This window comes from Haloferax sp. ATB1 (assembly GCF_000730175.1).
Window position 1 is genome coordinate 1 of the sequence record NZ_JPES01000066.1, and the last position, 24,679, is coordinate 24,679.

Genomic DNA, 24,679 nt, shown 5'->3' on the forward strand with positions numbered 1-24,679 from the left:
GAGGCGCTGGGATACGTCGCGCTCGAACACCCCGACGCGGTCGCCTCGCCGGCGGTGCTCGCGGACCTCCGCGTCGGCCTCTCGTTCGACGAACCCGAGGTGAAACGGAAGCTGGCGAAGGCGCTCGAATGCGTCGCGCTCGGCGACCCCGGCCGGCTTCGCCACCGCGTCTCGACGCTCGTCGAACACCTCGGCGACCGGGACGTACTCGTTCGATATCACCTCTGTACGGCGATAGCGGCCGTCGGCTGTGACGCCCCGGACTCGCTCGGCGCGGGTCGGTCGGCGCTCTCCGCTCGGCTCGCCGACGAGAACGCCTTCGTCCGGGGGCGCGGCAGCGAGGCACTCGGGCTGTTGGCCCGCGAGCGCGGCGAGTCGGTGACGGTTCCGGACTCGGTACTCGATGCGGAGTCAGACGAGGCGGCCGAGTTCGTCGCCGAGCGGGTCCGCTTTCTCCGGGCGTCGGGTGACGGCGATGGCAGTGACTTGCCGGCCGACGGCGTTGGGACGCTCGCCGGCGTTCGAAACACGACCGCGGACGCGGTCGCCGAGATTACGTCGCCCGACGCGGACGGCGAGTGTCCCCATTGCGGTGTCGACCTCCCCGAGGGCGCGCCGCCGATGTGTCCGAGTTGCGGCGTTCCGTACTGATCTCTCCCGTCTGCTCTCCGCCCTCGCTCGCGGGAGGCGATACGCGCGGTCGGTCGTGGTCTGACGGCGACGGCCCGTGTGTGGCCGGCCGAACGGTACGGTTCACTCGGTGCGGACTTCGAACCTCGCGCCGCCGGTCTCGGCGTTCGTGACCGTCAGTTTCCACCCGTTCGCCTCGACGAACTCGCTCACGATAGCGAGCCCAACGCCCGTCCCGTCGGCGGACGTCGAATAGCCGTACTCCAAGACGGACGCAACCCGGTCGGGCGGAATCCCCTCCCCGTCGTCCGCCACGTAGAATCCGGCGGTATCCTCCAGCGGGCCGACCGTGACCGTGACCGGGTCCCGGTTATGTTCGATCGCGTTTCGAAACAGGTTTTCGAGGATGTGGTCGAGCAGTCCAATATCGGACTCGTACTCGACTGCCGGGTCTATCAACACCCGGAGTTCGCTGTCTTCCGTCTCGGTCACCGACCAAGAGAGCTTCGCGTGCGAGGCGATGGACGCCGACACCGCGTTCGCCTCCCGGCGTCGTCCCATGGTGAGCGTCCGTAGTTCGGTTATCATTCTTGACATCCGATTGAGCGGTTCCACCATCGCGTCGAGTTCCTCGCTCTCGAACTCCTCGCGCGCACGACCGAGCCAGCCGATGGCGACGCTGAGCGGATTCCGGAGGTCGTGTGAGACGATGTCGGCGAACTCCTTGAGGCGCTCGTTGGCGCGTTCGAGTTCCTTTCGCTGTCGTTTTCGCTCGGAGATATCCCGCGTGTTGATGACATAGTACCCGTCGGAAGTCGGTTCCGAGGACGTGACCGACTCCACCCAGACGTAACTCCCACCGCCCTGCAAATGCCGGTACTCGATGGCTTCGACGACGTATTCGTCGCTTGAGACGACGTTTTTGAAGGCGTCGTACACCCTCTCGCGGTCGTCTGGATGGAAGCACTCCGTGCACGGCACGCCGACTAATTCGTCTTGACCGAACGCTAATAGTCGCTCGACTGAGGGGCTCTGATACCAGACGACACCGTCTTCGTCGAGCAGTGAAAGCAGGTTGGTCGAGTGAAGTGGGATGTCTTCGAGCGGAATTACCCTGTCGGATGTCTCGACCCGACCCGGCGTATCCCCCGTCTCATCACTCATGGGGTGTATCATTACAGAGGATGATATTATCTCTTTGCGAGGGAGAAGTCGCGACCGAATCGAGTCGAACGGGGGAACAGTTTCGCCGACAGGCTTGGGGCCGTCGTTCCCTGAGCGCGGCTGTCCGGTCGGCCGCGTAGCGGCGCGACGCAGGTCTCTTCTTACCGGTGGCCGGGCGACCCGGCCCCCACCGCCCTCCGATCCGATTCTCAGTCGTTCGCGTCGGCGAAGTCGACGCCCGTGATTTCGAAGCGAGTGCCTCCCTCGGCGGATTCGGTGGCGCGGACCTCCCAGCCGTGGGCTTCCGCCACCTGCTTGACGATGGCGAGACCGAACCCGGTTCCCGAGCGCGACGTGGTGTACCCGGCCTCGAAGACGGTGTCGCGGTGGTCGGTCGGGATGCCGTCGCCGTCGTCGGCGACGTAGAAGCCGTTCGGGAGGTCGCCGACCGTCACCGTCACGTCCGGACCGCCGTGCTCGACTGAGTTACGGACGAGGTTCTCGACGAGTTGCTGGAGCCGGCTCCGGTCGGCGACGACGGTCACCGTCAGCTCGTTTCGGAGGTCGGCGTCGGCCGTCTCGACGGTCCGCCAGCAGTCGGCGACGAGCGAGGACAGCGACACGAGTTCGCGGTCGCCGACGTCGTCGCCCTCGCGGGCGAGCGTCAGCAGGTCGTCGATGAGGTCACCGATACGGTCGAGCGCCTCCGCGGCGGTGGCGAGCCGGTCGCTGTCGTGTTCCTCGCGGGCCAACTCGACGTTGCCGGCGGTGACGTTCAGCGGGTTCCGCAGGTCGTGGCTGACGACGCTGGCGAACTCGCTCAGCCGCTCGTTCTGCCGCTGGAGCTGTCGTTCGCGCTCGCGTTGCTCGGTCGTGTCGCGGTACATCCAGAGATGGCCGGTCCCGTCGGGCAGTTCGATGGGTTCGTAGCTGCGGGCGAGCGCCCGGCCGTTCTCCAGTTCGACCGACTCGGCGTAGACGGGTTCGGACTCGGATATCAGTTCGTCGACGCGCTCGACGAAGCCCTCCGGGTCGGTGGTGAGTTCGCCGGCCTCCCGTGCCAGTTCCCGACAGTCCGCGTCGACGAGGTTCGCGGGCGACCCCGAGATGTCGAACAGTTCGAGCAGTCGGTCGTTGACGGCGAGGACGGTCCGGTCGCTGTTCTCGGCGAGGACGCCGACCGGGAGCGCCCCGACGAGCGTCGAAAGCAGGGCGTTGGTCCGTTCGAGCTCGTCTTCGTGGTCGACGCGCTCGGAGACGTCGCGGCTGATTGCGACGAAGCGGTCCTCGCCGGCGAGGTCGAGTCGGCGGGCGTGGACCTCGACCGGGAACGTCGACCCGTCCTTGCGGGTGTAGACGCTCTCGGCCCGCCGTCTGTCGCCTTGCTCCATGTCGTTCCAGATGGCCGTGGCTCGCTCGGCGTCCAGCGTTCGGTCCAAGTCCCAGACCTTCATCTCGGTGAGTTCCGCGGCGCTGTAGCCGGTCGCCTCGCACAGTTGGGGGTTCGGGTCGATGATGTCGCCGTCGACGTTGTGGACGTTGACCATGTCGGGCGACTCCTCGAAGAGCGCGGTGAGCCGCGCCGTCGTCTCTCGGAGTCGTTCCTCGCGCTCGATGCGCTCGGTCACGTCCTGAAACAGCGAGAAGACCGCGACGACCTCGCCGTCGTCGTCGGTGACGACGCGGTTGTGCCACTCGCAGCGGATGTGTTCGCCGTCCTTCCGGACGTTCTCGTCGACGCTGTGGTAGCCGCCGGTGTCCGTGGCGAGTTGGTCCGTGACTGTGTCGACGTTCTCGTAACTGTCCTCCGTGACGATGGCCTCCCAGGTGTGGCCGCGCAGTTCCGCCTCGGAGTAGCCGAGAATCCCCTCGGCGCGCTCGTTGACGCCGACGATGCGGAAGTCCCTGTCGTACTCTATGACGCCGAGGGGCGACTGCTCGATGAAAAGCGAGAGCCGTTGCTCGCTGGCCTTGAGAGCGGTCCGCGAGCGGTACTGCTCGACCGCGTTCTCGATGCGGTTGGCGAGGACGGTGTACTGGCTGGTCCCGTGTTCCTTCTGGAGGTAGTCGGTGACGCCCGCGGAGATGGCGTCGCTCGCGACCTCCTCGCTTCCTTTCCCCGTGTAGAGGATAAACGGCAGTTCGGGGTCGTCCTCGCGGACGGCGTCGAGGAAGTCGAGACCGTCGAGGCTGGGCATGTCGTAGTCCGAGACGACGCAGTCGAACTCCTCGTCGGCAAGTCTGTCGAGTCCCGCCGCCACCGACGCCGCGGTCTCGACCCGGAATCGGTCGTGCTCCCGTTCGAGGAACGCCGCCGTCAACTCCGCGAAGGATTCGTCGTCGTCGACGTGCAGGACGGCCACCTCGTTCACCGTCTCACTCATAGCTGTTCGCCGTGAGTGTTCGACGGAAGATACTTAATCGTGACTGGGCCGGCGGCTCGGTCGAAGACGCGCGAGTTCGCGGCCTCGGTGAACTGTTCGCTCGCCTCGCGGGCCTTGACCTCCAACACCGCGGGGGCGCGGCCGCGCTGTTGCTGTCCGAACCGTAGACCGGTCCGAGACGAGACGCTGCGAGCGGCGGCGGCCGTCGACGACGACTGACCGCGAACCTCCGTCGTCCTCCTCACGAACCCTCTCATCGCGGACCGCGAGACGTACCGACGGTTCCCGACTGCGAGAGTAACCATCCGATTAAAAATATGTTTTTGAAAACACAATCAGTCTGATATTTAGATGCTCATCTTTCTCCCGACGCGTTCGAAAAAGCGATGCCGCAGGCACACTCACGAGACGCTGTTCTACCGATACCGCCGTTGAGGGGCTTTAACGGGACTCGACGGTGGTATCTCGTCTGCATGTGAACCCCTCTCGAAAACCATCGTCCACGAACCGTGGTTCGTGACAGCATTGACCCCGGAAAGCGAGAGATACTGCTCCCCACTGGCCTGAATCGCGGTTTCACCGATGAATCTCCCCTGAACTACGCCCGCCTTGCTATCGCTCGTCTTCGAGGGCTTGCGGGTGACGGGCGACTTTCGACGCCAATAATATCAAATATTAATATAATCTCTAACTCTGAGTATTCTGTGTTGAAACCCGGCTAGCGAGCTCGTGGGCCGGCGCGGGCGTCCCCGTACAACTATACTGATTGCCGGCAATCACGACGGTACGATGCGCGCAGTGACTTTCACAACTCCCGGCGGCCCGCTCGAAATCCGGGAGATTGACGAACCGGAACTGGACGAGACGGGCGTCGTCGTGGAGACGGAGGCGTGCGGTATCTGCCGGAGTGACTGGCACGCGTGGCGGGGGGACCCGCTCTGGGAGTCCCGGGATTTCGACGACGGACACGTTTTCGGCCACGAACCGGCCGGTGTCGTCGTCGAGGTCGGCAGCGAGGTCGAGCACGTCCGCGAAGGCGACCGAGTGACGGTCCCCTTCAACCTCGGTGACGGGACGTGTCCGTCCTGTCGGTCGGGTCGCTCGAACGTCTGCGACAACCGTATCCCGCTCGGACTCGCACCCGAATCGAAAGGAGCCTTCGGAGAACGGTTCCACGTGCCGTGGGCGGACTACAACGTCGTCCACCTCCCGGACAGCGTCTCGTCGGTCGAGATGGCCGGTCTCGGCTGTCGGTTCATGACCTCGTTTCACGCCCTCGTCCACCGCGCAGACGTCACCGCGGGCGATTGGGTGGTCGTCTACGGATGCGGTGGTGTCGGCCTGTCCGCCGTTCACATCGCCGACGCCCTCGGTGCCAACGTCGTCGCCGTCGACCTCTTCGACGAGAAGCTGTCGTTTGCGAGCGAACTGGGCGCTGTCGAAACGGTCAATGCGAACGACGTCGCCGACGTCCCGGCGGCGGTGAGGGCGCTGACGGACGGTGGTGCCCACGTCTCTGTCGACGCCCTCGGAATCGCTGAAACGTGCCAGAACGCGGTCAAGAGCCTTCGAAAGAGGGGCCAGCACGTGCAGGTCGGCCTCACGTCGAACGAGGAGGGCGGCGAGGTCGCGCTCCCGACTGACCGGATGGTACTCAACGAACTCCAGTTCATCGGCGCGGTCGGTATGCCTCGACCGCGGTACGACGAACTCTTCAGAATGATGGACCGTGGCGGGCTCGACCCGGCGGCAGTGATATCCGAGACGGTGTCTCTCGACCAGACCCCCGAGATACTGGCTTCGATGACGGACTTCGACACCGTCGGCATTCCAGTGATCACCGAGTTCTGACGGTGGCACTGGGAAAGAGCGCAGCCAAACGGGGGACTCCGCGCTCGCGTCGGCAGTTCGAACCCCTTCGACAGCCCGAATCGACTACTCCGGAATCCCGTATACCTCCCGAGACCAGTCTTGTTCGAGCGTATCGTAGACCGGCCGGTTCCGGTCCAGCCCGTCGATACGTCGTTGGTCTTCCGCGTCGAGTTCCCAGTCGAACAGCGTACCGTTCTCCGCGATGTGCGTCGCGGAACTCGATTTCGGCAGGACGACGACGTCCTTCTCGACGGCCCACTTGAGGACGATTTGCGCGGGCGATTTGTCGTACGTCGCTGCGATATCCTGAATCGTCGAATCTTGGAGCACCTCCGTCCGCCCGAGCGGTGCGGCCGCTTCGACGGCCACCCCGTTCGACTGGCAGTAGTCGACCAGTTCGCGCCGCTGGAACCAGGGATGGAACTCGATCTGATTGACGGCGATGGGGACGTCGGTGACGTGCAACGCGTTGCTGAGCTGATAGCCGCTGAAGTTGGATACGCCGACGTTGCGAACCTTCCCGTCGTCGGAGAGCGTCTTCATCGCGTCGAGCGTCTCTCGGAGCGAAATCGCCGGGTTCGGCCAGTGAATCAGATACAAATCGAGATAGTCGGTGCCGAGTCTGTCGAGCGAGTCCTCACACGACTCGATGACGCTCCCGTAGTTGAGATTCGCCGGCAGTACCTTCGACGTGAGAAACAGCTCCTCGCGGTCGTAGTCCGCGAGCGTCTCGCCGATTTCGCGCTCGTTTCGATACCCTTCGGCCGTGTCGACGTGGGTGTAGTCGCCGTCGAGTGCGGCGCGAACAGACGCGCGAACGGTCGCTCCATCGATATCCCACGTTCCGAGGCCGACCTTCGGGAGGTCGTCTCCGCTCGGAAGTCTGACTGTCGAACTCGTCATCGGCCGATACATCAGTACGCCATCGTATCAATCTACCCCCGTGCGGGGAGACGAGGACGAACGCAGTTCGGGTCAGACGGGTCGGGACTGAACGCGCAACGGTTCGGAGTTGTCCCGGTCGCTGCGTCGTGGACGTGCCGACGGCGAAAGAGTTTACTTGCAGATGCGGGTGATACGTCGTATGGTACCATCGCTGCCACCAATTGGGCTCGGAACGTGGGAGAACGACGACCCGACGCAGTGCGCCCGGTCGGTCAGGACCGCCATCGAACTGGGATACAGACACGTCGACACCGCAGAACACTACGGAAACGAATCGGCCGTCGGCGACGGGATCGCGTCCGCCGACGTGCCTCGCGACGAGCTGTTTCTCGCCACGAAGGTCCACCCGATAAGCGGTGGGATGACCCACGACGAAGTCCTCGACGAGGCCGAAGCGAGCATGGAGCGACTCGGCGTCGACTATCTCGACCTCCTGTACGTCCACTGGCCGGTCGGGGAGTACGAGGCCGGGGAGACGCTCGGCGCGTTCGAACACCTCGTCGAGGAGGGCCTCGTGCGGAACGTCGGCGTGTCGAACTTCGACGTCGACCTCCTCGACGAGGCCCGCGGAGTCCTCGAATCACCGCTTTTCGCACACCAAGTAGAGATGCACCCGTTTTTACCGCAACGAGAACTCGTCGAAGACGCACAGCGCCACGATTACACGCTCGTCGCGTACTCGCCGCTCGCACGCGGCGCGGCTCTCACGAACCCGGTCATCTGTGATATCGCCGACCAGTACGAGACGTCGCCCGCGCAGGTGTCTCTCGCGTGGGTGACGAGCCACGAGAACGTCGTCGCGATTCCAAAAGCCACCTCGCGTGCCCACCTCGAAGACAATCTCGGTGCCGCCGCGCTCGAACTGGACGACGAAGCCATCGCCCGCATCGACGACATCGAACGGCGCACGCGATTCGTCGAGCGCGATGGTGCGCCGTGGCAGTGAGCGCCCCGACGAGTCGGTGTGCGACGAGAGTGAACGTATTTGATGGTCACCGCGAGCACGCGAGAACGATATGACAGGCGTATCCGTGTAATGCGCTGGGAATCGGACCGGCCTGTGTCCGACGATAGTAAACCGCGGTGTGGCGGGTGACGACCGCGCTGAGCGCCCACAGCTACGGTTCGCTCTCGTGGTCAGGGGAACGTAACCCAATCGACGCTGTCGCATCGTAGCGTGCGAATGTTCAGTCGTGTCGAACGCGACCCGAACGCAGTGAACGAGGGAGATTGGTTAAGTCGCTCCCACACGAGGGGCCCGTATGGACGTGCAATCGATGACGGACGACGGCGAAGAGGTACTGGACGGCGTCCACCTCGCGCAACTCGCAGCGGGGAGTCGGGGCAGCGTTCAACACTTCCGTATCGAGTCGGGCGCGCTCGTCGGAACGCACAGCCACGAACACGAACAGATCGGATGGGTGTCGTCGGGGGAGTTGCTGTTCACGGTCGACGGGGAAGAGTACCTCGTCGGCCCGAACACCTCCTACGTGATTCCCGGTGCGACCCCGCACTCGGCGGAGAACCGCGGCGAGGTCGACGCCGTCGGTATCGAGGTGTTCTCTCCGCCGCGACCGACACCGCCGTGGGAAGGTGACGACGAATAGGCGGGACCCCGCCCCGCGGCGACGGACGCGCCGGCGACAGCAGTCGGCGACGCCGGTCGTGCGCACCGACCGCCGCGACCGCTCGGCATCGATACGAGTCTCCGAGACCCATGCCAACAATTATCATTTCCGTCCCGCATGATACTGTCATGGCCACCGGTACTATCGGGGCGTTCGAACGGTCGCTCACGGACGTCGGCGTGGAGTTGACGCGTGCGACCCCCGCGACGTTTGCCGAGACGCTCGCGGGCGTCGTCGACGAACCGGCCGTCGGAACCCCGCTCGGGTTCGACGGCGTCTCGCTGAAGGACACCCCCGTAACGACGGAACTCACGCCGAGAGCCCTCACCGAAGCGCAGACCGGCGTCACGCCGGTCGGACGCGCCATCGCGCAGTACGGGACGCTCGTCGTCGAGTCGAACGCCGCCGGGAACGAACCCGTCTCGCTCTACCCGCCGACCCACGTCGGCGTCGTCCGCGAGAGCGACGTCCTCGCGGACGTGACCGAGGCGATGCCGCACCTCGCCGAACGGTTTTCCGACGGCGGGTCGGTCGTCTTCGCCACCGGTGCGAGCGCGACCGGTGATATGGGCGCACTCGTGAACGGCGTCCACGGGCCGAAAACGGTGCGCGTGGTCCTCGTGGAGGGGCTATGAGCCTCGAAGACCGCCGGGAGAAAGCGAGGCACATCCGTCATCTCCTGGAGACCGAAGGCGGCGCGATTCGCGAGAACACGACCGTGTTCAACGAAGACCGGTACGAAGTCTCCGAGAGTTTCGACGACTACGAGGACCTCCGCGGTCGGGCGCGCCGAATCAAGGAAGACGCAATCGACCGGTTACCGGAACTCATCGACCGGCTCCGCGAGAGCGTCGAAGCGAACGGCGGCGAGCTGTACGTCGCCGACGACGCGGCGGACGCCAATCGGTACATCGAAGGCGTCGTCGACGGCGAAGACGCCGAGACCGTGGTGAAATCGAAGTCGATGACGACCGAGGAGTTGGACGTCAACGACCACCTCGAAGACGTCGGCGTCGACGTCTGGGAGACCGACCTCGGCGAGTTCGTCCTGCAGGTCGCAGACGAATCCCCGTCGCATCTCGTCGGCCCCTCGCTCCACCGGTCACAGGAAGACGTCGCTCGACTGTTCAACGACCGCTTCGACCCGGACGAACCGTTCGAAACGGCGGAAGAGCTCACGGCGTTCGCGCGCGACTACCTCGGAGAACACATCCGCTCTGCGGACGTGGGAATGACCGGTGCGAACTTCGTCCTCGCGGATTCGGGCACGATTACGCTCGTCACGAACGAGGGGAACGCCCGCAAGACCGCGGTGACCCCCAACACGCACATCGCGGTCGCAGGCGTCGAGAAAATCATCCCGAGCGCCGACGAACTCCAACCCTTCGTCGAACTCATCGCGAAGGCGGCGACGGGACAGCCCATCTCCCAGTACGTCACGATGCTCACCCCGCCCGTGGAGTCGCCGACCATCGACTTCTCTCGGCCGACAGAACCGCTCGGGTCGGGCGACGACGACAGGGAGTTCCACCTCGTCCTCGTCGACAACGGTCGGATGGCGATGCGAGGGGACGACCACCTCGAAGAGACGCTCTACTGCATCCGGTGCGGGGCGTGCGCGAACTCCTGTGCGAACTTCCAGCACGTCGGCGGACACGCGTTCGGCGGCGAGACCTACACCGGCGGCATCGCGACGGGGTGGGAAGCCGGCGTTCACGGACAGGACTCGGCGGCGACGTTCAACGACTTCTGTACGGGGTGTTCGCGCTGTGCGGACGCCTGCCCCGTCAAAATCGATATCCCGTGGATAAACACGGTCGTCCGCGACAGAATCAACCACGAACCGGGCGAAAGCGCCTTCGACTTCCTCGTCGAGGGGCTGACTCCCGATGCGGAGCCCGGGGGCCTCGACGCGCAGAAGCGCCTGTTCGGGAACTTCGGCACGCTGGCGAGGGTCGGGTCGGCGACGGCACCGATCTCGAACCGACTCGCGGAACTCGGACCGGTGCGGTCGGCGATGGAGCGATTGTTCGGCGTCGACGCCCGGCGCGACCTCCCGACGTTCGAGCGGGAGACGCTCACCGACTGGTTCGCCGCCCGCGACTCGCCGGACAACGACGGGCGCGAGGTCGTCGTCTACCCCGACGCGTACACCAATTACGTGCTCGTGAACCGGGGGAAGGCGGCGGTGAGGACGCTCGAAGCGCTGGGCGCGCAGGTCGAACTCGCGGCGCCGCAGGAGAGCGGCCGGGCACCGCTCTCGCAGGGGATGATACGGACCGCAACTCGGCAAGCGTCCGCGGTTGCCGCCGACCTGGTGACGTACATCGACGACGGGTTCGACGTCGCGGTCATCGAGCCCTCGGACCTCGCCGCGTTCCGCCGAGAGTACGGGAAGCTCCTCGACGAGGAGACACACGAGCGACTCGCAGAGAACTCCTACGACGTCATGGAGTACGTCTACGGCTTGCTCAACACCGGGGCCGACGCGGGCGTGCTCGCCGAGCCGTCGGAGCCGCTGGCGTACCACAGCCACTGCCAGCAACGCACCCTCGGCGTCGAGACGTACACCGAAGCCGTCCTGACGGAACTCGGTTTCGACCTCCTCACCTCGGACGTCGAGTGCTGCGGGATGGCGGGGAGCTTCGGCTACAAAAGCGAGTACTACGAACTCAGCATGGACGTCGGAAGCGACCTCGAAGCGCAGTTCGCGGACGCGACCGACCGCACGCTCGTTGCGAGCGGGACCTCCTGTACCGAACAACTCGGCGACCTGTTCCAACGGGAGGTCGTCCATCCGGTCGAACTCATCGCACCGGACGGGTGACGTAGACCGGTTCGGACGTTCCCCCCGCGGAGCGGTCAGCCGAACTCTCTCGCGGGCGTCCGCGGTGACTCTGGAAGCCGAGGGCTGACGGCGGCAGACTTTTCTCAGACTGTGCGAAGGTATAGCATATGGCAAATAACGGCACTCAGCGGGACGGACCAGTCCCGATTTCCGAGGAGGCCGTCCTCGAAGTGAGCGGCATGGACTCGGTCCCGGAGATGGGAATCGTCGAACAGTTGTGGGAGACGGACCCGATTCCGAAAGCGGAGCTTCGAGACAGCGTGTTCGATGCGGTCGAAACGCTCGACTTCGACGCGGTGCCGGACGGCGGCGAAGTCGCCGTCGGGGCGGGGAGTCGCGGTATCGCAAACCTCCCGACCATCGTTAGCGGCGTCGTCGACGCGCTCGACGACCGCGGGTACGAGCCGTTCGTGTTCCCGGCGATGGGGAGCCACGGGGGCGCGACCGCCGAGGGCCAACGCGAGATGCTCGAAGCGCTCGGCGTCACCGAAGCGCGCATCGGCTGTGAGATTCGAGCGACGATGGACACGGTCGTCATCGGGAAGACGCCCGTCCGAGACGTCGAGGTCCACGCGGACGCGAACGCGGCGGCCGCGGACGCGATAATCCCGGTCAACCGCGTGAAGCCCCACACGGACTTTCAGGGCGACGTGGAGTCTGGGCTCTCGAAGATGCTCGTCATCGGGATGGGAAAACAGCGCGGCGCGAAAGCGGCACACGACTGGGCCGCCGACTGGAGCTTTCGGGAGATGCTCCCCGAAATCGCGCGTCTGCACGTCGAGAACCTCCCGATTGCCGGCGGCATCGCCATCGTCGAGGACGAACACGACGACACCGCGCTCATCGAGGGGGTGCCGCCGTCGGGCTTCTTGGACCGAGAGGCGGAACTCCTCGAACTCGCCTACGAGCGCCTCCCGACCATCCCGTTCGACGAGCTCGACGTGCTCGTGGTGGACCGGATGGGAAAGGACGTCTCCGGGGCGGGCATGGACACGAACGTCATCGGGCGAATCGTGTACGGGTTCGAACCGGACCCGCCGAAACCGGACATCACACGGATATTCGTTCGCGGGTTGACGCCGGCCTCCCACGGGAACGGTTCGGGACTCGGGTCGGCGGACTTCGTCCACGCGGACCTGTTCGGGGAACTGAACTGGGGCGACACGCTGGTCAACGTTCTCACCGCGAGCACACCGCGGGCCGCTCGGATTCCGCCGGCCGTCGAAACCGACCGGTCCGGTCTCATCGCCTCGCTGTCCACCGTCGGCGTGAGTGCCCTCGAAGCGCCGCGCGTCGTCCGCATTCGCGACACGATGCGCCTCGACCGCATCGCCGCGTCGGCACCGCTCGTCGAGGAGGCCCGCGAACGCGACGACTTGCGCGTCGTCGAAGAGCCAACCCCCGTCGAGTTCGAAGACGGGCAGTTCGCCGACGACGTCCTCGAAACGGGCGACCACTGACCGTGGATGCACGAGAAACACTGATAACGCTCGAACGAAACCGTGTGGTATGGAGCCATCACTCATACTACCGCCGGAGCGCGACGAACGGTGGGACCTCGCGAAACAGGTCGGCGTCGACACCGCCGTCGTCCACACGCTCGAAATCGGCGACGGGTCGCGACCGTGGCAGTACGACGAACTGCTCGCGTTGACTCGGGAGTTTCGTGACTACGGCCTCGACGTCGGGGTCATCGAGGGCTGTGTCCCGATTTCCGACGACACTCGACTCGGGCGCGACGGTCGCGACGAGGAGATAGAGCGGTTCAAGCAGTACCTCCGAAACCTCGGTTCACTCGGCGTGCCGGTCGTCGCCTACGACTGGATGGCGGGCAAGCGGTGGGCGCGAACCTCGACGGCGCTTCCCGCCCGCGGAGGGTCGCTGACGACGGCGTACAGTAACGAGTTCATGGAGGACGCGCCCGAACAGGAACTCGCCCCCGTACGCGCCGACGAGTTGTGGGACGCTCTCGAACACTTCCTCAACGAGGTGGTCCCGGTCGCCGAGGAAGCGGGCGTGAAACTCGCCTTGCACCCCGACGACCCGCCGATAGAGAACCTCCGCGGGGTCGACCGAATCATCACGTCGCCGGAGCACTACGAGCGCGTGATGGAGATGTACGACAGCGAATACAACGGAATCACTTTCTGTCAGGGCAACTTCGCCGCGATGGGCGCGGACGTCCCGGAGACGATTCGGCGCTTCGGCGACCGAATCAACTTCGTGCATTTCCGCGACGTCGAGGGAACGAGCGAGCGGTTCGTCGAGACGTGGCACGACGAGGGGCCGACCGACATGCGCGCCTGCGTCCAGGCGTACCGCGACATCGGCTTCGAGGGCCCGGTCCGACCCGACCACGTCCCGACGATGGCCGGCGAGGAGAACTCGAACCCGGGGTACATGACGCTCGGGCGACTGTACGCGACGGGGTATCTGAAGGGGCTGCTAGAGGCGGTCGAGTAACGGCCGGACGCTCGCGCCGTGACCGCTCTGCTCTCGACCGATGTACCGACGCCAGAGGCGGCGGTTCGACACGGGCGAGTACGGCGGAATCCCGGATGCCGGCCGCCGAACTCGGTTCCGGAGTCGGTCAGGCGATTCGGTTGTCGGGGTCCGCGCCGCCGATGAGGCTCTCTATTCCCTCGGCAATCATCCGGGGGCCGTTCGTCACGGCGTCGCGCGTCGACCCCGCGGTGTGCGGTGAGAGGACGACGTTGTCCATTTCGAGGAACGGGTGGTCCTCCGGGAGGGGCTCGGTCTCGAAGACGTCGAGCGCCGCCCCCGCAATCGACCCCGTTCGCAACGCGTCGACGAGCGCGGCTTCGTCCACGAGCCCCCCGCGGGCGGAGTTGACGAGTATCGCGGACTGGTTCATCCGAGCCAACTCGTCCCCGCCGAGCAGACCTTGCGTCTCCTCGGTCAGTCGCGCGTGAAGCGTCACGGCGTCCGCGCGTTCGAGCAGGCCGTCGAGCGTCGCGCGTTCGACACCGGCGTCGTCGAACGTCGACTCGTCCTGATAGGGGTCGTACGCGAGGAGTTCGGGGCCGAACCCCGAGAGCCGCCGGGCGACCTGTTGGCCGATGTTTCCGAACCCGACGATACCGATGGTCATCGCCTCGACGTCGCGGGGTAACCGGTCCGGGTCGAACTCTTGGCTCCACTCGCCGGCGTGGAGCGCGCTCGTGTGGTGCGGAATCTCGCGGACCTTCGCGAGCAAGAGGCTGACGGCGTAGTCGGAGACCGCGTTCTTGTTCCGTCCGGGCGCGTGGAGGACGGCGACGTCGTTCGTTTCGGCGGTCTCGATATCGACGTTCTCGACGCCTCCCCGTGCGGCCCCGACGACCTGCAGCGAGTCGCCCGCTTCGATTACCGACGCGGAGACCGGCGCTTTGTGAACGACGAGAGCGTCCACGCCGTCGAGGTGCGCTTCGATACTCGACGTGTCGTAATCGGACGGCCCCCTCGACTCCATCTCCATCGTGACTTCTCGAAACCGTTCCGCGGAGACGTCGGCTTTCCAGTCGATACGGGAGAGCGACACGCCTTCGGATTCGAGGAACGACGCCGCCTCGTACATGTACTCGCTCGGCTGTTGTGGGTCTCCGCAGAGGAGCACGGTTTCAATCGTCATTCGTTTGGGTCTCCCGCTCAATCGACGTTAATTTTTCCCACGTGGCGGCGGTCCCCTCGGCGGCCAGTCGGTACGCGTCGTGGACCTCCCGGTACGCGTCAGTGTGCGCCGGCGTCGGGTCGTGCCGGCGTTCGACCCCGACGACGCGTTCGACGGCGGATTCGACGTCGTCGTACAGGCCGACGGCGAGACCGGCGCAGATGGCGACACCTCGGGCGCCCGCCTCCTGACCCGTCGGGACCGCGACCCGTTCGCCGAGAACGTCGGCGAACATCTGGGACCACACGGCGCTCTTTGCGCCGCCGCCGCCGAGGCGAACGTCGGTGAGCCCGTCTCCGGACGCCAGTTCCAGCAGTCGGTCGCTCAAGGAGAGGGCGACACCTTCGTATATCGACCGTACCATCGCGGCCCGGTCGTGTTCGATAGTCAGGCCGACGAACGCGCCGCGTTCGTCCGGGTCGTCGGTCGACCCCTGAAGGTTCGGGAGGAACACGAGCCCGTTCGAGCCGATTGGGACCTCCGCTACCGCCTCGTTCAGTCTAGCGTAGAACGCGGCGTCGGACGCCGCCTCGTCGTCCCAATCGCGACAACACTCCCGAGTGAACCAGTCGACCGCGGCCGCGGCGGACCGTGTTCCGCGGTACTGGAGCCACGCGTCCCCGAGGTAGCGCCGACTCAGCCCCCCGCCGTCGGCGGTGTTCGGGTCGGCGGAGACGTAGATGCTCTGCCCCCACGTACCGACGATGAGCGACCCTTGCCCCGGTCGGAACGCGCCCGACCCGAGCGCCACAGCGCCGACGTCGTGAAGGCCGGACGCGACGGGCGTCCCGGCTTCGAGTCCGGTCTCGTCGGCCGCCGCCGCCGTCACCTCGCCACAGACCGCCGTGCTCTGGACGACGGGCGGCAGCGCGTCAGCGCAGTCGCCGAGTCCGAGCGTGTCGAACAGCTCCGACGAGTACGCCTCATCGTCGATGTCGTAGAAGACGCTCGCTTCCATCTCGTCCGTACAGACGACGTCCGTAAGCCGATATTTGAGGTAGTCCTTGCAGAACAGGAGCCGGTCGATGGCGTCGTAGACCGCCGGTTCTTCCTGCCGAATCCACCCGAGGATGCTCAACGGATCGGCGACGAACGGGTCGTACCCCGTAATCGCGCGAACCGCTTCCGAGCGGCCGCTTTCGTCCCACGCCTCGACGACGTCGCTCGCGCGGCTATCCAAGGACGTGATTCCGTCTCTGACCGGCTGTCCGCGGTCGTCGAGGGCGTACAGTCCGTGTCCGTGGCCGGAGACGCCGACCCCGGCGATGGCATCCGCCTCGACGGTGGATTCGCCGAGGACCGCTCGAATCGTCTCACACGTCACGTCCCAGAACGCCGGGAGGTCGCGCTCGACGCGGCCGGCGCGGGGGCGCTCGTTCGGTGTCGGCCGAACCGCGACCGCCCGCTCTCTCCCGTCGGTATCGAACACCGCGGCTTTGACGTTCGTCAACCCCGCGTCGACTCCGAGGAGGAGTGGGTCGTCTGCCGTCTCCATGGGACTCACGCGTACAGGCTCTCACCGGCGCTCCCGGAGAGCGCGGCGACCTCCGTCATCACGTCGGCGATTCGGTCCTGAACCTCCCGGCAGACCCGGTGAGGCGTGAAGTCGCGTTTGTCCGGCGACCACTCCGCGTCGCCGAAGAACCCCTGTCGGTCGTCGTCGACGCCCTCGGGGGGAGGATGCTCGACTCGTGGTCCCGATAGAACTCGCAGGCCGTCCTGGCGAACTCGTACTGATATCTGGTGTTCTTGTTCAGTTTACACACCCCCGTCGAGAGGAGCTCTCGGACCTGACTATCGGACAGCCCCGACGACCCGTGGACGACAAGCGGGGTGTCGAGGCCGTGGTCCGCCAACGCCTGCCCCACGTCGCGTGCGATGTCCGGGCGGAGTTCGAGGTCGCGCCCCTTCGAAACGCCGTGTTCCGTCCCGATGGAGATTGCGAGGAGGTCGACCCCCGTCCTGTCGACGAACTCGACGGCCTGTTCGGGGTCGGTGTAGTACGCTTCGGTCGTCTCGACGCCGCCTTCGAGACCTTTGATCATGCCGAGTTCGGCCTCGACGAGCATATCCTGTTCGCGGTTTCGAACCATCTCGACCACGTCGCGGGTGCGCGAGACGTTCTCTTCGAACGGCTCGTGCGAGGCGTCGACCATCAGCGAGGAGGGGACCCCGGAGGCGACGCACGATTCGAGGAACGCGCGGTCGTCTGCGGGAACGTGGTCGACGTTGAGAAACACGCCGACGTCGGCGTCTTCGCCGAGTTTCTCGACGTGCGTCGCCAGGATATCCAACCCCGTGTCGGGGTCGCCGTTTCCGGCGAACGCGGCGGTGTCGCGCTTCACCTGAACGACGAGGTCCGAATCGGCACGCTCCGCGCCGCGGACGAGTCCGGTCAGGATGTTCGTCTCCGTGATGTTGCTCGCGACGAACCCGTACCCGCTCGTTCGCGCCCGGTCGTAGACCGTGGATAGCTCCGACCCACGTGAGTATGTCATTGGTTGTCATTCACGGAGTGCTCTGAAATACGTGTCGGATACTTTCGAACGTCGCGGCGTCCACCGGCTCGAACCGATTGGTGGCAGTCTGTTCGACGATGGTGAACGCGACGGCGATAGCTTCACTTCACCGCGTCGAACGGGACCCCGTGCCGGTCGGTCGATTCGGCCGGATTAGCAACGGACCGTTACGATAATAGAAATGTAACACGACTCTCCCGACGCTGTGCGACGATAGCGAACGGAGAGCTGCGTGCCGGCGGTTTCTCGGATAGAGTTCGTAGAACGTGCGGGTCGAGAGGCCGATATCGAACCGATTCGACACCCGCTCGTCACGTTCGCGGGTCGGACCATCCGGTAATAGTGAACTGGACTCGGGAGGTGGAGTGATTCGAAGCCGGGAACGCCACGGGACGGGTCGCTCGGCCGGGTGCTCTCGTACCGACCGGCGTTAGACAGTCGTGACCGTGTTTTCGAGGACGCCGATGTCGTCGATTTCGATGCCGATGTGGTCACCGGGTTCGAGGGTGAATCCCTCGTCGGGGACGAGTGCCGTCCCGGTCAACAAGACCGCCATCTCGGGGACGACGTTGTGTCGAGTGAAGTACGAGACGAGTTCCTCGCACGACTTCACCATCTCCGACGTCGAGGTCGACTCCTCGTAGAGAACGGTCCCGTCGCGTTCGATGCGCATCGACATTTCGAGCCCGTGCGGGTCGCTCACCGACTCGGTGGACGCGACGCACGGTCCGATTGAACAACAGCGGTCGTATATCTTCGCTTGCGGCAGGTACAGCGGGTTCTCGCCCTCGATGGAACGACTGCTCACGTCGTTGCCGACAGTGTAACCGACTATCTCACCCCGGTAGAGGACCACCGCGAGTTCGGGCTCTGGGACGTCCCACGTGGAGTCGCCCCGGACACCCACTGTCTCCCGTGGACCGACCGTCCTGCTCTCCGTCGCCTTGAAGAAGATTTCGGGACGGTCCCCCTCGTAAACGTCGAGGTAGACGTCCGGTGTCCCGCTTTCGGCCTCTCGCGCCTGCTCGCTGATGTGGTACGTGACGCCCGTGGCCCACACCTCGTCGGGAGCCACCGGACGCCCGATTCGCTCGTCGAGATAGTCGGAAGAGAGTCGCTCCGCGTCGTCGATGAGCCCCTCGGCGACGTCGTCGATAGTCTGCTCAGTGATGTTTGCCGCCCGAGCGAGATCAGAGAAGGTCTCTACGTTGGGGTTCGCACTGGTGAGATCGTAGACGTCGTCGCCGTCGGACGCAGCGAGTGCTGAACGCTCTGTCCCCGCAAGTGCGTGGTAGCGCATGAAAAGACGGAACGCCCACTACTACATAATTGTTACTGAGGGATGTGAGTTCCGTATCGCCGCGAGTGGACGAGGGGCCCGCTCACGATATGGATGGGTCGGAAGTAACGGAAAGAAGAGACGGGTTGGTTGCGGCGGTGTCACAGTTAGTCACGCGACCGATGGCTGATAGTCTGATGTGCCGCCTCTTCCTCCCGTACAACACACCATGTGTTATCGTTGCACATGAACCTTTGGGCGGAACCCCGCTTTCCGGTCAGTCGGACCGGACGGTATGCTCCAGCGTCCGAATGCCCTCGATATCGACTTCGACACGGTCGCCGTCGGAGAGCGGACCGATGCCTTCGGGGGTCCCGGTGGAGATCACGTCCCCTGGTTCGAGCGTCATGTACGTCGTAATCTCTGCGATCAGTTCTGGAATCGTGAAGATGAAATCGGCCCGCGAGGAGTCCTGTCTCGTCTCTCCGTTGACTCTGAGTTCGATGCTCGCGTCTGCCGGGACCTCGTCGGGGGTCGAGACGACGGGCCCGAGCGGTGCGCTGTTGTCGAACGCCTTGCCGCGAATCCAGTTCTGTTCGACCTCTTGGTCGTCTCGGTTCGAGATGTCGTTCAGACACGTGAACCCGGCGACCACGTCCATCGCGTCGTCCGGTTCGACGTTCCGGCACTGCTCGCCGATAACGACGCCCAGTTCGGCTTCGTAATCGACGCGCTCTTTCCCGGCGGGAAGGGTGACCGCGTCTCCGTGCGCTGCGAGCGCGTTCGGCGGCTTGAGGAACAGCAGCGGGCGCTCCGGGATGTCCATCCCCGTCTCCTCGGCGTGTTTCTCGTAGTTCAGACCGACGCATACGATTTTACTCGGCTCACACGGCGGAAGAATGTCGACCGCTGTCGGGTCGAACGTTCTTCCACCGAACGAGACTCCGTCGTCGGTCCATTCGCCGGTTCTGACACTCCCCGCCGGGTCGCGGAATCTCACGCGATGCATGTCTGAGGGAGACACGCGCTCCTGCCAAAACGGTTTCGCCGTCGACAACTCCGGCGTCGAAACATCGACTTTTCACCGCGATGGTCCCGACTCCGTTCGCGGGCGAGTGACGCGGGTACCTAGCGATGACGAACAGATATCCGACAATCGTGAACAACAATTATTAACGATGAATGTTAACCAGTGTCTAGAATGGGAACGAACATGGCAAACACGATCGGGGCGTTGGGGACCTCGCTCGAAATCCTCGAAGCGCTGAAAGAGCGGGAATCAGCGGGCGTCACGGAGTTAGCCACCGAACTCGGCCTCCCGAAGAGTACGGTGTACAGTCATCTCCGAACGCTCCGAGAACACGAGTACGTCGTCCAGCGAGACGGGAAGTACTGCATCGGCCTCAAGTTCCTCAGTCTGGGCGAACACACCCGAGACCGGATGCCGCTTTACGAGGTGGCGAAGCCCGAGGTGAACGGACTCGCCGAGCAGACCGGCGAACTCGCGAACCTGCTCGTCGAAGAACACGGCGAAGGCGTCTACCTCTTCCGCTCGAAGGGCGAACAGGCGGTCTCGCTCGACACGCACGCCGGCATGCGCGTCAAGCTCCACTGTACGTCGCTCGGGAAGGCAATCCTCGCGTACCTCTCCGAGAAGCGAGTCGACGAGATCATCGAGCGCTGGGGTCTCCCCGCACAGACCGCGACGACCATCACCTCGCGCGAGGCGCTCGAAGAAGAGCTCGCGGCGGTTCGCGAACGCGGATACGCCTACGACAAGGGAGAACGTCTCTCGGGCCTCCGGTGTATCGCGGCACCCATCAAGAACCCGGACGGTCACGCTATCGGGGCCGTGAGCGTCTCCGGCCCGACGAGTCGGATGAAGGGCGAGCGGTTCGAATCGGTGGTCCCAGAGCAGGTCATGAGCGCCGCAAACGTCATCGAACTCAACCTGACGTACTCGTAGCGGTCTGCACGCCGAGAGGCGTGCCTTCCGGACATTCACGCGACCGACCTTCGTTTCCCCTCCCTTCCGGCCGCTGTCGCCGTCCCGTTCTGTCTCGAACTCGCGGCCGACCGACGCACTCTCCCGAGCAACTGCGCTGGGCGTCCGGTTGGCGGCGTCGACAACGAAAACACGGTGACTCAGCAGAGCCGTCACATAGACGGGCCGACGCGGGTGATAGCGAATTCTGTCAGGCCGTGTCCCTCGGCGAGACACGCCTCGCCGTTTGCGACGGCGACCAGTCGCTCCAGTAAGTCGCCCGGCGCGCCGCGCCGCGCCGAGAGGTCGATATCGTTCGGGAGCGCCGCCGCGGTCCCCGGGTCGCCCGTCACCTTGACGACCGGGACGAGCGGGTGCCCGGAGAGGATTCCGTCGCCGGTGACGTGAACGACGACGTTCGCGCCCGCTGCGGCGAGCGCCGTCGTCGCCTCGGCGAACCGAGACGGCGCGTCGACGGCGGCGAGGCCCGCCGAGAGGGTCGCGCGCTCACCGTACGGGAGCACTTCGGAGACGGCGTTTTCCCCCCACGCTCGCGTGACGTCCTCGAACGGGCGGTCGCGGGCGAACTGGCCGACGCGAGTCGCGCGAGCCGGGTGGCCCTCGTGTCTGTCGAGGAGGGCGTCCATCGAATCCCGTGCCTCGTCCGTTGCGGCGTCGCGCGCCTCGTCCGGGTTGGCGACCAGACGCTCGTTACCGGCGGCGACCACGCGACCCCCGGCGTCGACGATTTCGTCGGCGACGTGGCCCACGAGCGGGTCGGCCGACTCTATCGTGGACGCGTCGAGGTCGCTCGAAACGACGCCGAGCGTCAGGTCGCTGAGGTCGGCGACCGTCTGTGACGTGCGCCGCGACTGGGCGAGTTCGGTCGCGGCTTCGACGCCTCGTTCGACACACTCGTCGGTCCCGCCGACGCCCTGAATGGACAGTTCGCGGACGGTGACGCCGCGGGATTCGAGCGCGGTCGCCACCTCGGCGCTCTGGACTTCCTCACACCCGAGTCCGACCACGACCGTTCCGGCGACGTTCGGGTTCTGCGCTATCGACAGGAGCGTCCGGCGAGTCTGTTCGTTGTCGGCACCGAGCTGGGCGCAGCCGTGGTCGTGCGGGGTCGCCACGGCTCCGTCCACGCGCGCGGCGATTCGCTCGGCGACGATGTGCGAACAGATGACCGACGGGAGAACCAAGACGTTGTCGCGGACACCGACCGTTCCGTCCGCTCGCGGCGTCCCCTCGAACGTCCGACCGGAGATTCTCGGAGTGCTCATGCCGTCTCCCCTCCCGCGGCCGCGCGGTCACCGCGTCCCCGCGTACTCTCGCAGTTGTGGGTGTGGACCCACTCGCCGACCGCTATCGCTTGCGTCGCCGTTCCGATGACCTCGCCGTACTTCCGGACTTCTCCGCCCGAGTCCACCGGTTCGAGCGCGACCTTGTGCCCGAACGGAACGTCCTCCGCGAGGACGACAGTCCGGTCGTCGGTCTCGATTTCGGTGTCCGCGTCGAGGTCGTCGACTGTCGTTCCCACGTTGTCGGACGCGCTCAGTCGGAGGAGCGCATCGTCCAGTACACGGCCCTTCATCCGCTGACCTCCGCGGTCAGCTCTTCCGGCTGTATCTCGTTTATCGCGAACTCCTCCAGTCGGCGGTGCTCGGCCTCAGTGCGGCGGCCGTTCGCCACCTCGACGAGCGTCTCGAAGATGCGGGCACCGACCGAGTCTATCGACTCGCCGTCGAAGACCGTCCCCGCGTTCACGTCGATGTTGTTCGACATCCGGTCCCACGTCTTCGGGTTTCCGGTCACCTTGATGACGGGCGCGAGGGGATTCCCGGTCGTGCTCCCCCGGCCGGTCGTGAACGCGACGACCTGCGCCCCGCCAGCGACCTTTCCGACGACGCTCTCGACGTCGTACCCCGGCGTGTCCATGAGGACGAGTCCGCCGTTTGTCGGCAGTTCGGCACCGTAGTCGACGATGCCGCGAATCGGCGTCGTCCCGCCCTTGGAGATGGCTCCAAGGCTCTTTTCTTCGATAGTGGTGAGCCCGCCCTCCTGATTTCCGGGCGTCGGCTGTGCGCCGCGGAGGTCGACGCCCATCAGCTCGGCCATCCCCTCGCGCGCCTCGACGCGTTCCAAGATACGCTCCCGCGTCTCCTCGGAGACGCATCGGTCGGCGAGGATGTGTTCCGCGCCGATGAACTCCGGCGTCTCGCTGAACGAGGCGGTCCCGTCCGCCTCGACGAGGCGGTCGCACGCGGCACCGACGGCGGGGTTGGCGGCGATTCCGCTCGTCGCGTCGCTCCCACCGCATTCGACCCCGAAGACGAGTTCGGAGACGTCGGCCTCTTCGCGCCTCGCGCGGTCCGCTTCCGCTTTCAGTCGACCGAGGCGGTCCGCACCTTCCGACAGCGCGTTCGCGGTTCCGCCCGCCTCCCTGATGGTGAGCGTCTCCGTCGCCTTCCCCGCGGTTGCGATGCCGTCCGCAACCGTCTCGGCGTCGATGTCTTCCGTTCCGAGTTCGACGACGAGCGCGGCGCCGACGTTCGGGTTTCGACCGGTCCCGACGAGGACGCGCTCGGTCTGTCGTCGTGCCGGGTCGGGCTGGCTCGTTCCGAGTTGGTGCGGCGTCGCCCGCGCCCACGCCCCCGCCTCGTCTGCGATGGCGGACGCGACCGAAGACGCCGCGACCGACGTCGGAACGACGGCGACGTGGTTTCGGACACCGACCCGGCCGTTCGACCGTCGGTATCCTTCGAACGTATGTCCCATGTTCACAATCCATGGCTAGCACCGTGTTAGTCTTTTCGCTGGCGGGGGAGGGATTTTAGTAGTAGTCCCCCCGTCTCCACGTGTATGCTTCCGTCCGGACTCGTCATCGCAGACGACCTCACCGGGGCGACGGACACGGGTCACGAGTTCGCCGCTCGCGGACTCCGAACGCTCGTCTCGGCGTCGCCCGCGCCGTCGGAGAACCCCCGCGCCGAGACGGACGTCCGGGTCGTCGATACGGACAGCCGGTACGCCGACCCGTCGAGGGCGGCGGCGGCGGTCCTCGACGCCGTCGGTCCCGGTGACCACTCGTTCGTCTACAAGAAGGTCGATTCGACGCTCAGGGGGAACCTCGTGAGAGAGACCGACGCCGTGCTCGACGCGACGGCGGCGGACCTCGCGCTCGTGGCACCCGCTTCCCCGAGAAACGGGCGGACGACCGTCGAGGGCTACCATCTCGTCGACGGCACTCCGGTCGCGGAGACCGCCGCCGGCGACGACCCGGACAAACCCGTCGAGACGTCGCACATCCCAACGCGGTACGCCGAATCGTCCTACCCCGTCTCTCGGTTGCCGGTGAACCGCGTGGCAACGGGACCGGCGGCCGTCGCGGACGCGCTGCGGGAACAGGCTCGGGCGGACCGCGGCATCGTCGTCGCCGACGCGTCGCACGAGCGGCACCTCGAAGCCCTCGCGGACGGCGCGGCACGTCCGGGACTGGACGTCGTCTACGTCGGGAGCGCGGGGCTCGCCCGATACGTCGAGACGCCGCCCCCCAGCGGTGCCGGCCCGGCGTCGGTTCCCCCGCGAGACCGAACGGTCCTCTGCGTCGTCGGGAGCACGAACCCGGCGACGCTCGACCAACTCGACGCGCTCCCGGCGGAGTCGGTCGTCTCGCTGGACCTCGGAGGTGCCGTCGAGAACCCCGCCGGTGCGAGCGCCGACGCCGCCGCGGCCTGTTCGGAACGCCTCGCG

General features: G+C 65.8%; 20 protein-coding genes and 2 pseudogenes. 10 read left to right on the forward strand and 12 right to left on the reverse strand.

Translation table 11 applies throughout. The annotated features are described in order from the left end of the window. Window positions 1-651 (forward strand): annotated as a pseudogene (locus ATB1_RS10530) (hypothetical protein); the annotation flags it as partial. Window positions 652-753: 102 nt separating this feature from the next. Here ATB1_RS10530 and ATB1_RS10535 read toward each other — a convergent pair. The 3 genes from ATB1_RS10535 to ATB1_RS10545 all read right to left on the reverse strand — a co-directional run bounded on the left by ATB1_RS10535 (window position 754) and on the right by ATB1_RS10545 (window position 4,483). After that, window positions 754-1,794, reverse strand: a complete 1,041-nt coding sequence (locus tag ATB1_RS10535) for a PAS domain-containing sensor histidine kinase (RefSeq protein ID WP_082256370.1) — start codon at window positions 1,792-1,794, stop codon at window positions 754-756. 209 nt (window positions 1,795-2,003) lie between these two features. Beyond that, window positions 2,004-4,178: a PAS domain S-box protein gene (locus tag ATB1_RS10540; RefSeq protein ID WP_042663653.1), complete on the reverse strand. Its 2,175-nt coding sequence runs from the start codon at window positions 4,176-4,178 to the stop codon at window positions 2,004-2,006. Further along, complete coding sequence (locus tag ATB1_RS10545; RefSeq protein ID WP_042663654.1) at window positions 4,175-4,483, reverse strand: hypothetical protein; 309 nt, start codon at window positions 4,481-4,483, stop codon at window positions 4,175-4,177. Before ATB1_RS10545 ends, ATB1_RS10540 begins: the two co-directional genes overlap by 4 nt. 484 nt (window positions 4,484-4,967) lie before the next feature. Between ATB1_RS10545 and ATB1_RS10550 the strand changes: the two genes are divergently transcribed. Further along, on the forward strand, window positions 4,968-6,029 hold the full coding sequence (locus ATB1_RS10550) for a zinc-binding dehydrogenase (protein WP_042663655.1): 1,062 nt from the start codon (window positions 4,968-4,970) through the stop codon (window positions 6,027-6,029). An 84-nt stretch (window positions 6,030-6,113) separates the two neighbouring features. Here ATB1_RS10550 and ATB1_RS10555 read toward each other — a convergent pair whose 3' ends face one another. After that, complete coding sequence (locus tag ATB1_RS10555) at window positions 6,114-6,953, reverse strand: aldo/keto reductase (protein WP_042663677.1); 840 nt, start codon at window positions 6,951-6,953, stop codon at window positions 6,114-6,116. A 181-nt stretch (window positions 6,954-7,134) separates the two neighbouring features. On the opposite strand from ATB1_RS10555, the gene ATB1_RS10560 reads away from it, so the two are divergent. The 6 genes from ATB1_RS10560 (at window position 7,135) to ATB1_RS10585 (ending at window position 13,934) form a co-directional block, all read left to right on the forward strand. Continuing rightward, window positions 7,135-7,941, forward strand: coding sequence for an aldo/keto reductase (locus tag ATB1_RS10560; RefSeq protein WP_042663656.1), 807 nt, complete (start codon window positions 7,135-7,137; stop codon window positions 7,939-7,941). Between the two features lie 316 nt (window positions 7,942-8,257). Further along, window positions 8,258-8,602 (forward strand): cupin domain-containing protein, encoded by a 345-nt coding sequence (locus tag ATB1_RS10565; RefSeq protein ID WP_042663657.1) that lies wholly within the window; start codon window positions 8,258-8,260, stop codon window positions 8,600-8,602. 149 nt (window positions 8,603-8,751) lie between these two features. Beyond that, window positions 8,752-9,258, forward strand: a complete 507-nt coding sequence (locus ATB1_RS10570; protein WP_042663658.1) for an LUD domain-containing protein — start codon at window positions 8,752-8,754, stop codon at window positions 9,256-9,258. Further along, the gene (locus ATB1_RS10575; RefSeq protein ID WP_042663660.1) at window positions 9,255-11,450 is read left to right on the forward strand and encodes an LUD domain-containing protein; all 2,196 of its coding nucleotides are present in this window, start codon (window positions 9,255-9,257) and stop codon (window positions 11,448-11,450) included. The genes ATB1_RS10570 and ATB1_RS10575 overlap by 4 nt, the downstream gene beginning before the upstream one ends. 128 nt (window positions 11,451-11,578) lie before the next feature. After that, a complete protein-coding gene (locus ATB1_RS10580) occupies window positions 11,579-12,931 on the forward strand; it encodes a DUF362 domain-containing protein (protein ID WP_042663661.1) in 1,353 nt (450 codons plus the stop codon). Between the two features lie 49 nt (window positions 12,932-12,980). Beyond that, the gene (locus ATB1_RS10585; protein WP_042663662.1) at window positions 12,981-13,934 is read left to right on the forward strand and encodes a mannonate dehydratase; all 954 of its coding nucleotides are present in this window, start codon (window positions 12,981-12,983) and stop codon (window positions 13,932-13,934) included. 127 nt (window positions 13,935-14,061) lie between these two features. Here ATB1_RS10585 and ATB1_RS10590 read toward each other — a convergent pair whose 3' ends face one another. The 5 genes and pseudogenes from ATB1_RS10590 to ATB1_RS10610 form a co-directional block, all read right to left on the reverse strand. Next, a complete protein-coding gene (locus ATB1_RS10590) occupies window positions 14,062-15,102 on the reverse strand; it encodes a 2-hydroxyacid dehydrogenase (RefSeq protein ID WP_042663664.1) in 1,041 nt (346 codons plus the stop codon). Further along, on the reverse strand, window positions 15,092-16,636 hold the full coding sequence (locus ATB1_RS10595) for an FGGY-family carbohydrate kinase (protein ID WP_042663666.1): 1,545 nt from the start codon (window positions 16,634-16,636) through the stop codon (window positions 15,092-15,094). Before ATB1_RS10595 ends, ATB1_RS10590 begins: the two co-directional genes overlap by 11 nt. A 5-nt stretch (window positions 16,637-16,641) precedes the next feature. After that, a pseudogene (fba, locus tag ATB1_RS10600) lies at window positions 16,642-17,639 on the reverse strand (class II fructose-bisphosphate aldolase). A 451-nt stretch (window positions 17,640-18,090) separates the two neighbouring features. Continuing rightward, a complete protein-coding gene (locus ATB1_RS10605) occupies window positions 18,091-18,960 on the reverse strand; it encodes a fumarylacetoacetate hydrolase family protein (RefSeq protein ID WP_042663667.1) in 870 nt (289 codons plus the stop codon). 256 nt (window positions 18,961-19,216) lie between these two features. Next, entirely contained in the window at window positions 19,217-19,948 is a 732-nt protein-coding gene (locus tag ATB1_RS10610) for a fumarylacetoacetate hydrolase family protein (protein ID WP_042663669.1), read from the reverse strand. Between the two features lie 192 nt (window positions 19,949-20,140). Between ATB1_RS10610 and ATB1_RS10615 the strand changes: the two genes are divergently transcribed. After that, on the forward strand, window positions 20,141-20,905 hold the full coding sequence (locus ATB1_RS10615; protein WP_042663671.1) for an IclR family transcriptional regulator: 765 nt from the start codon (window positions 20,141-20,143) through the stop codon (window positions 20,903-20,905). 191 nt (window positions 20,906-21,096) lie between these two features. Here the strand turns inward: ATB1_RS10615 and ATB1_RS10620 are convergent, their stop codons facing one another. The 3 genes from ATB1_RS10620 to ATB1_RS10630 are packed head-to-tail and all read right to left on the reverse strand — an operon-like array spanning window position 21,097 to window position 23,704. Beyond that, a complete protein-coding gene (locus ATB1_RS10620; RefSeq protein ID WP_042663672.1) occupies window positions 21,097-22,209 on the reverse strand; it encodes a UxaA family hydrolase in 1,113 nt (370 codons plus the stop codon). Then, window positions 22,206-22,520 carry a UxaA family hydrolase gene (locus ATB1_RS10625; protein WP_042663673.1) on the reverse strand — a complete coding sequence of 105 codons (315 nt, stop codon included), beginning with the start codon at window positions 22,518-22,520 and terminating at the stop codon, window positions 22,206-22,208. The genes ATB1_RS10620 and ATB1_RS10625 overlap by 4 nt, the downstream gene beginning before the upstream one ends. Continuing rightward, window positions 22,517-23,704 (reverse strand): UxaA family hydrolase, encoded by a 1,188-nt coding sequence (locus ATB1_RS10630; protein ID WP_042663674.1) that lies wholly within the window; start codon window positions 23,702-23,704, stop codon window positions 22,517-22,519. The genes ATB1_RS10625 and ATB1_RS10630 overlap by 4 nt, the downstream gene beginning before the upstream one ends. Before the next feature lie 84 nt (window positions 23,705-23,788). On the opposite strand from ATB1_RS10630, the gene ATB1_RS10635 reads away from it, so the two are divergent. Next, a partial coding sequence (locus tag ATB1_RS10635) for a four-carbon acid sugar kinase family protein (RefSeq protein ID WP_042663675.1) occupies window positions 23,789-24,679 on the forward strand: 891 nt, incomplete at its 3' end.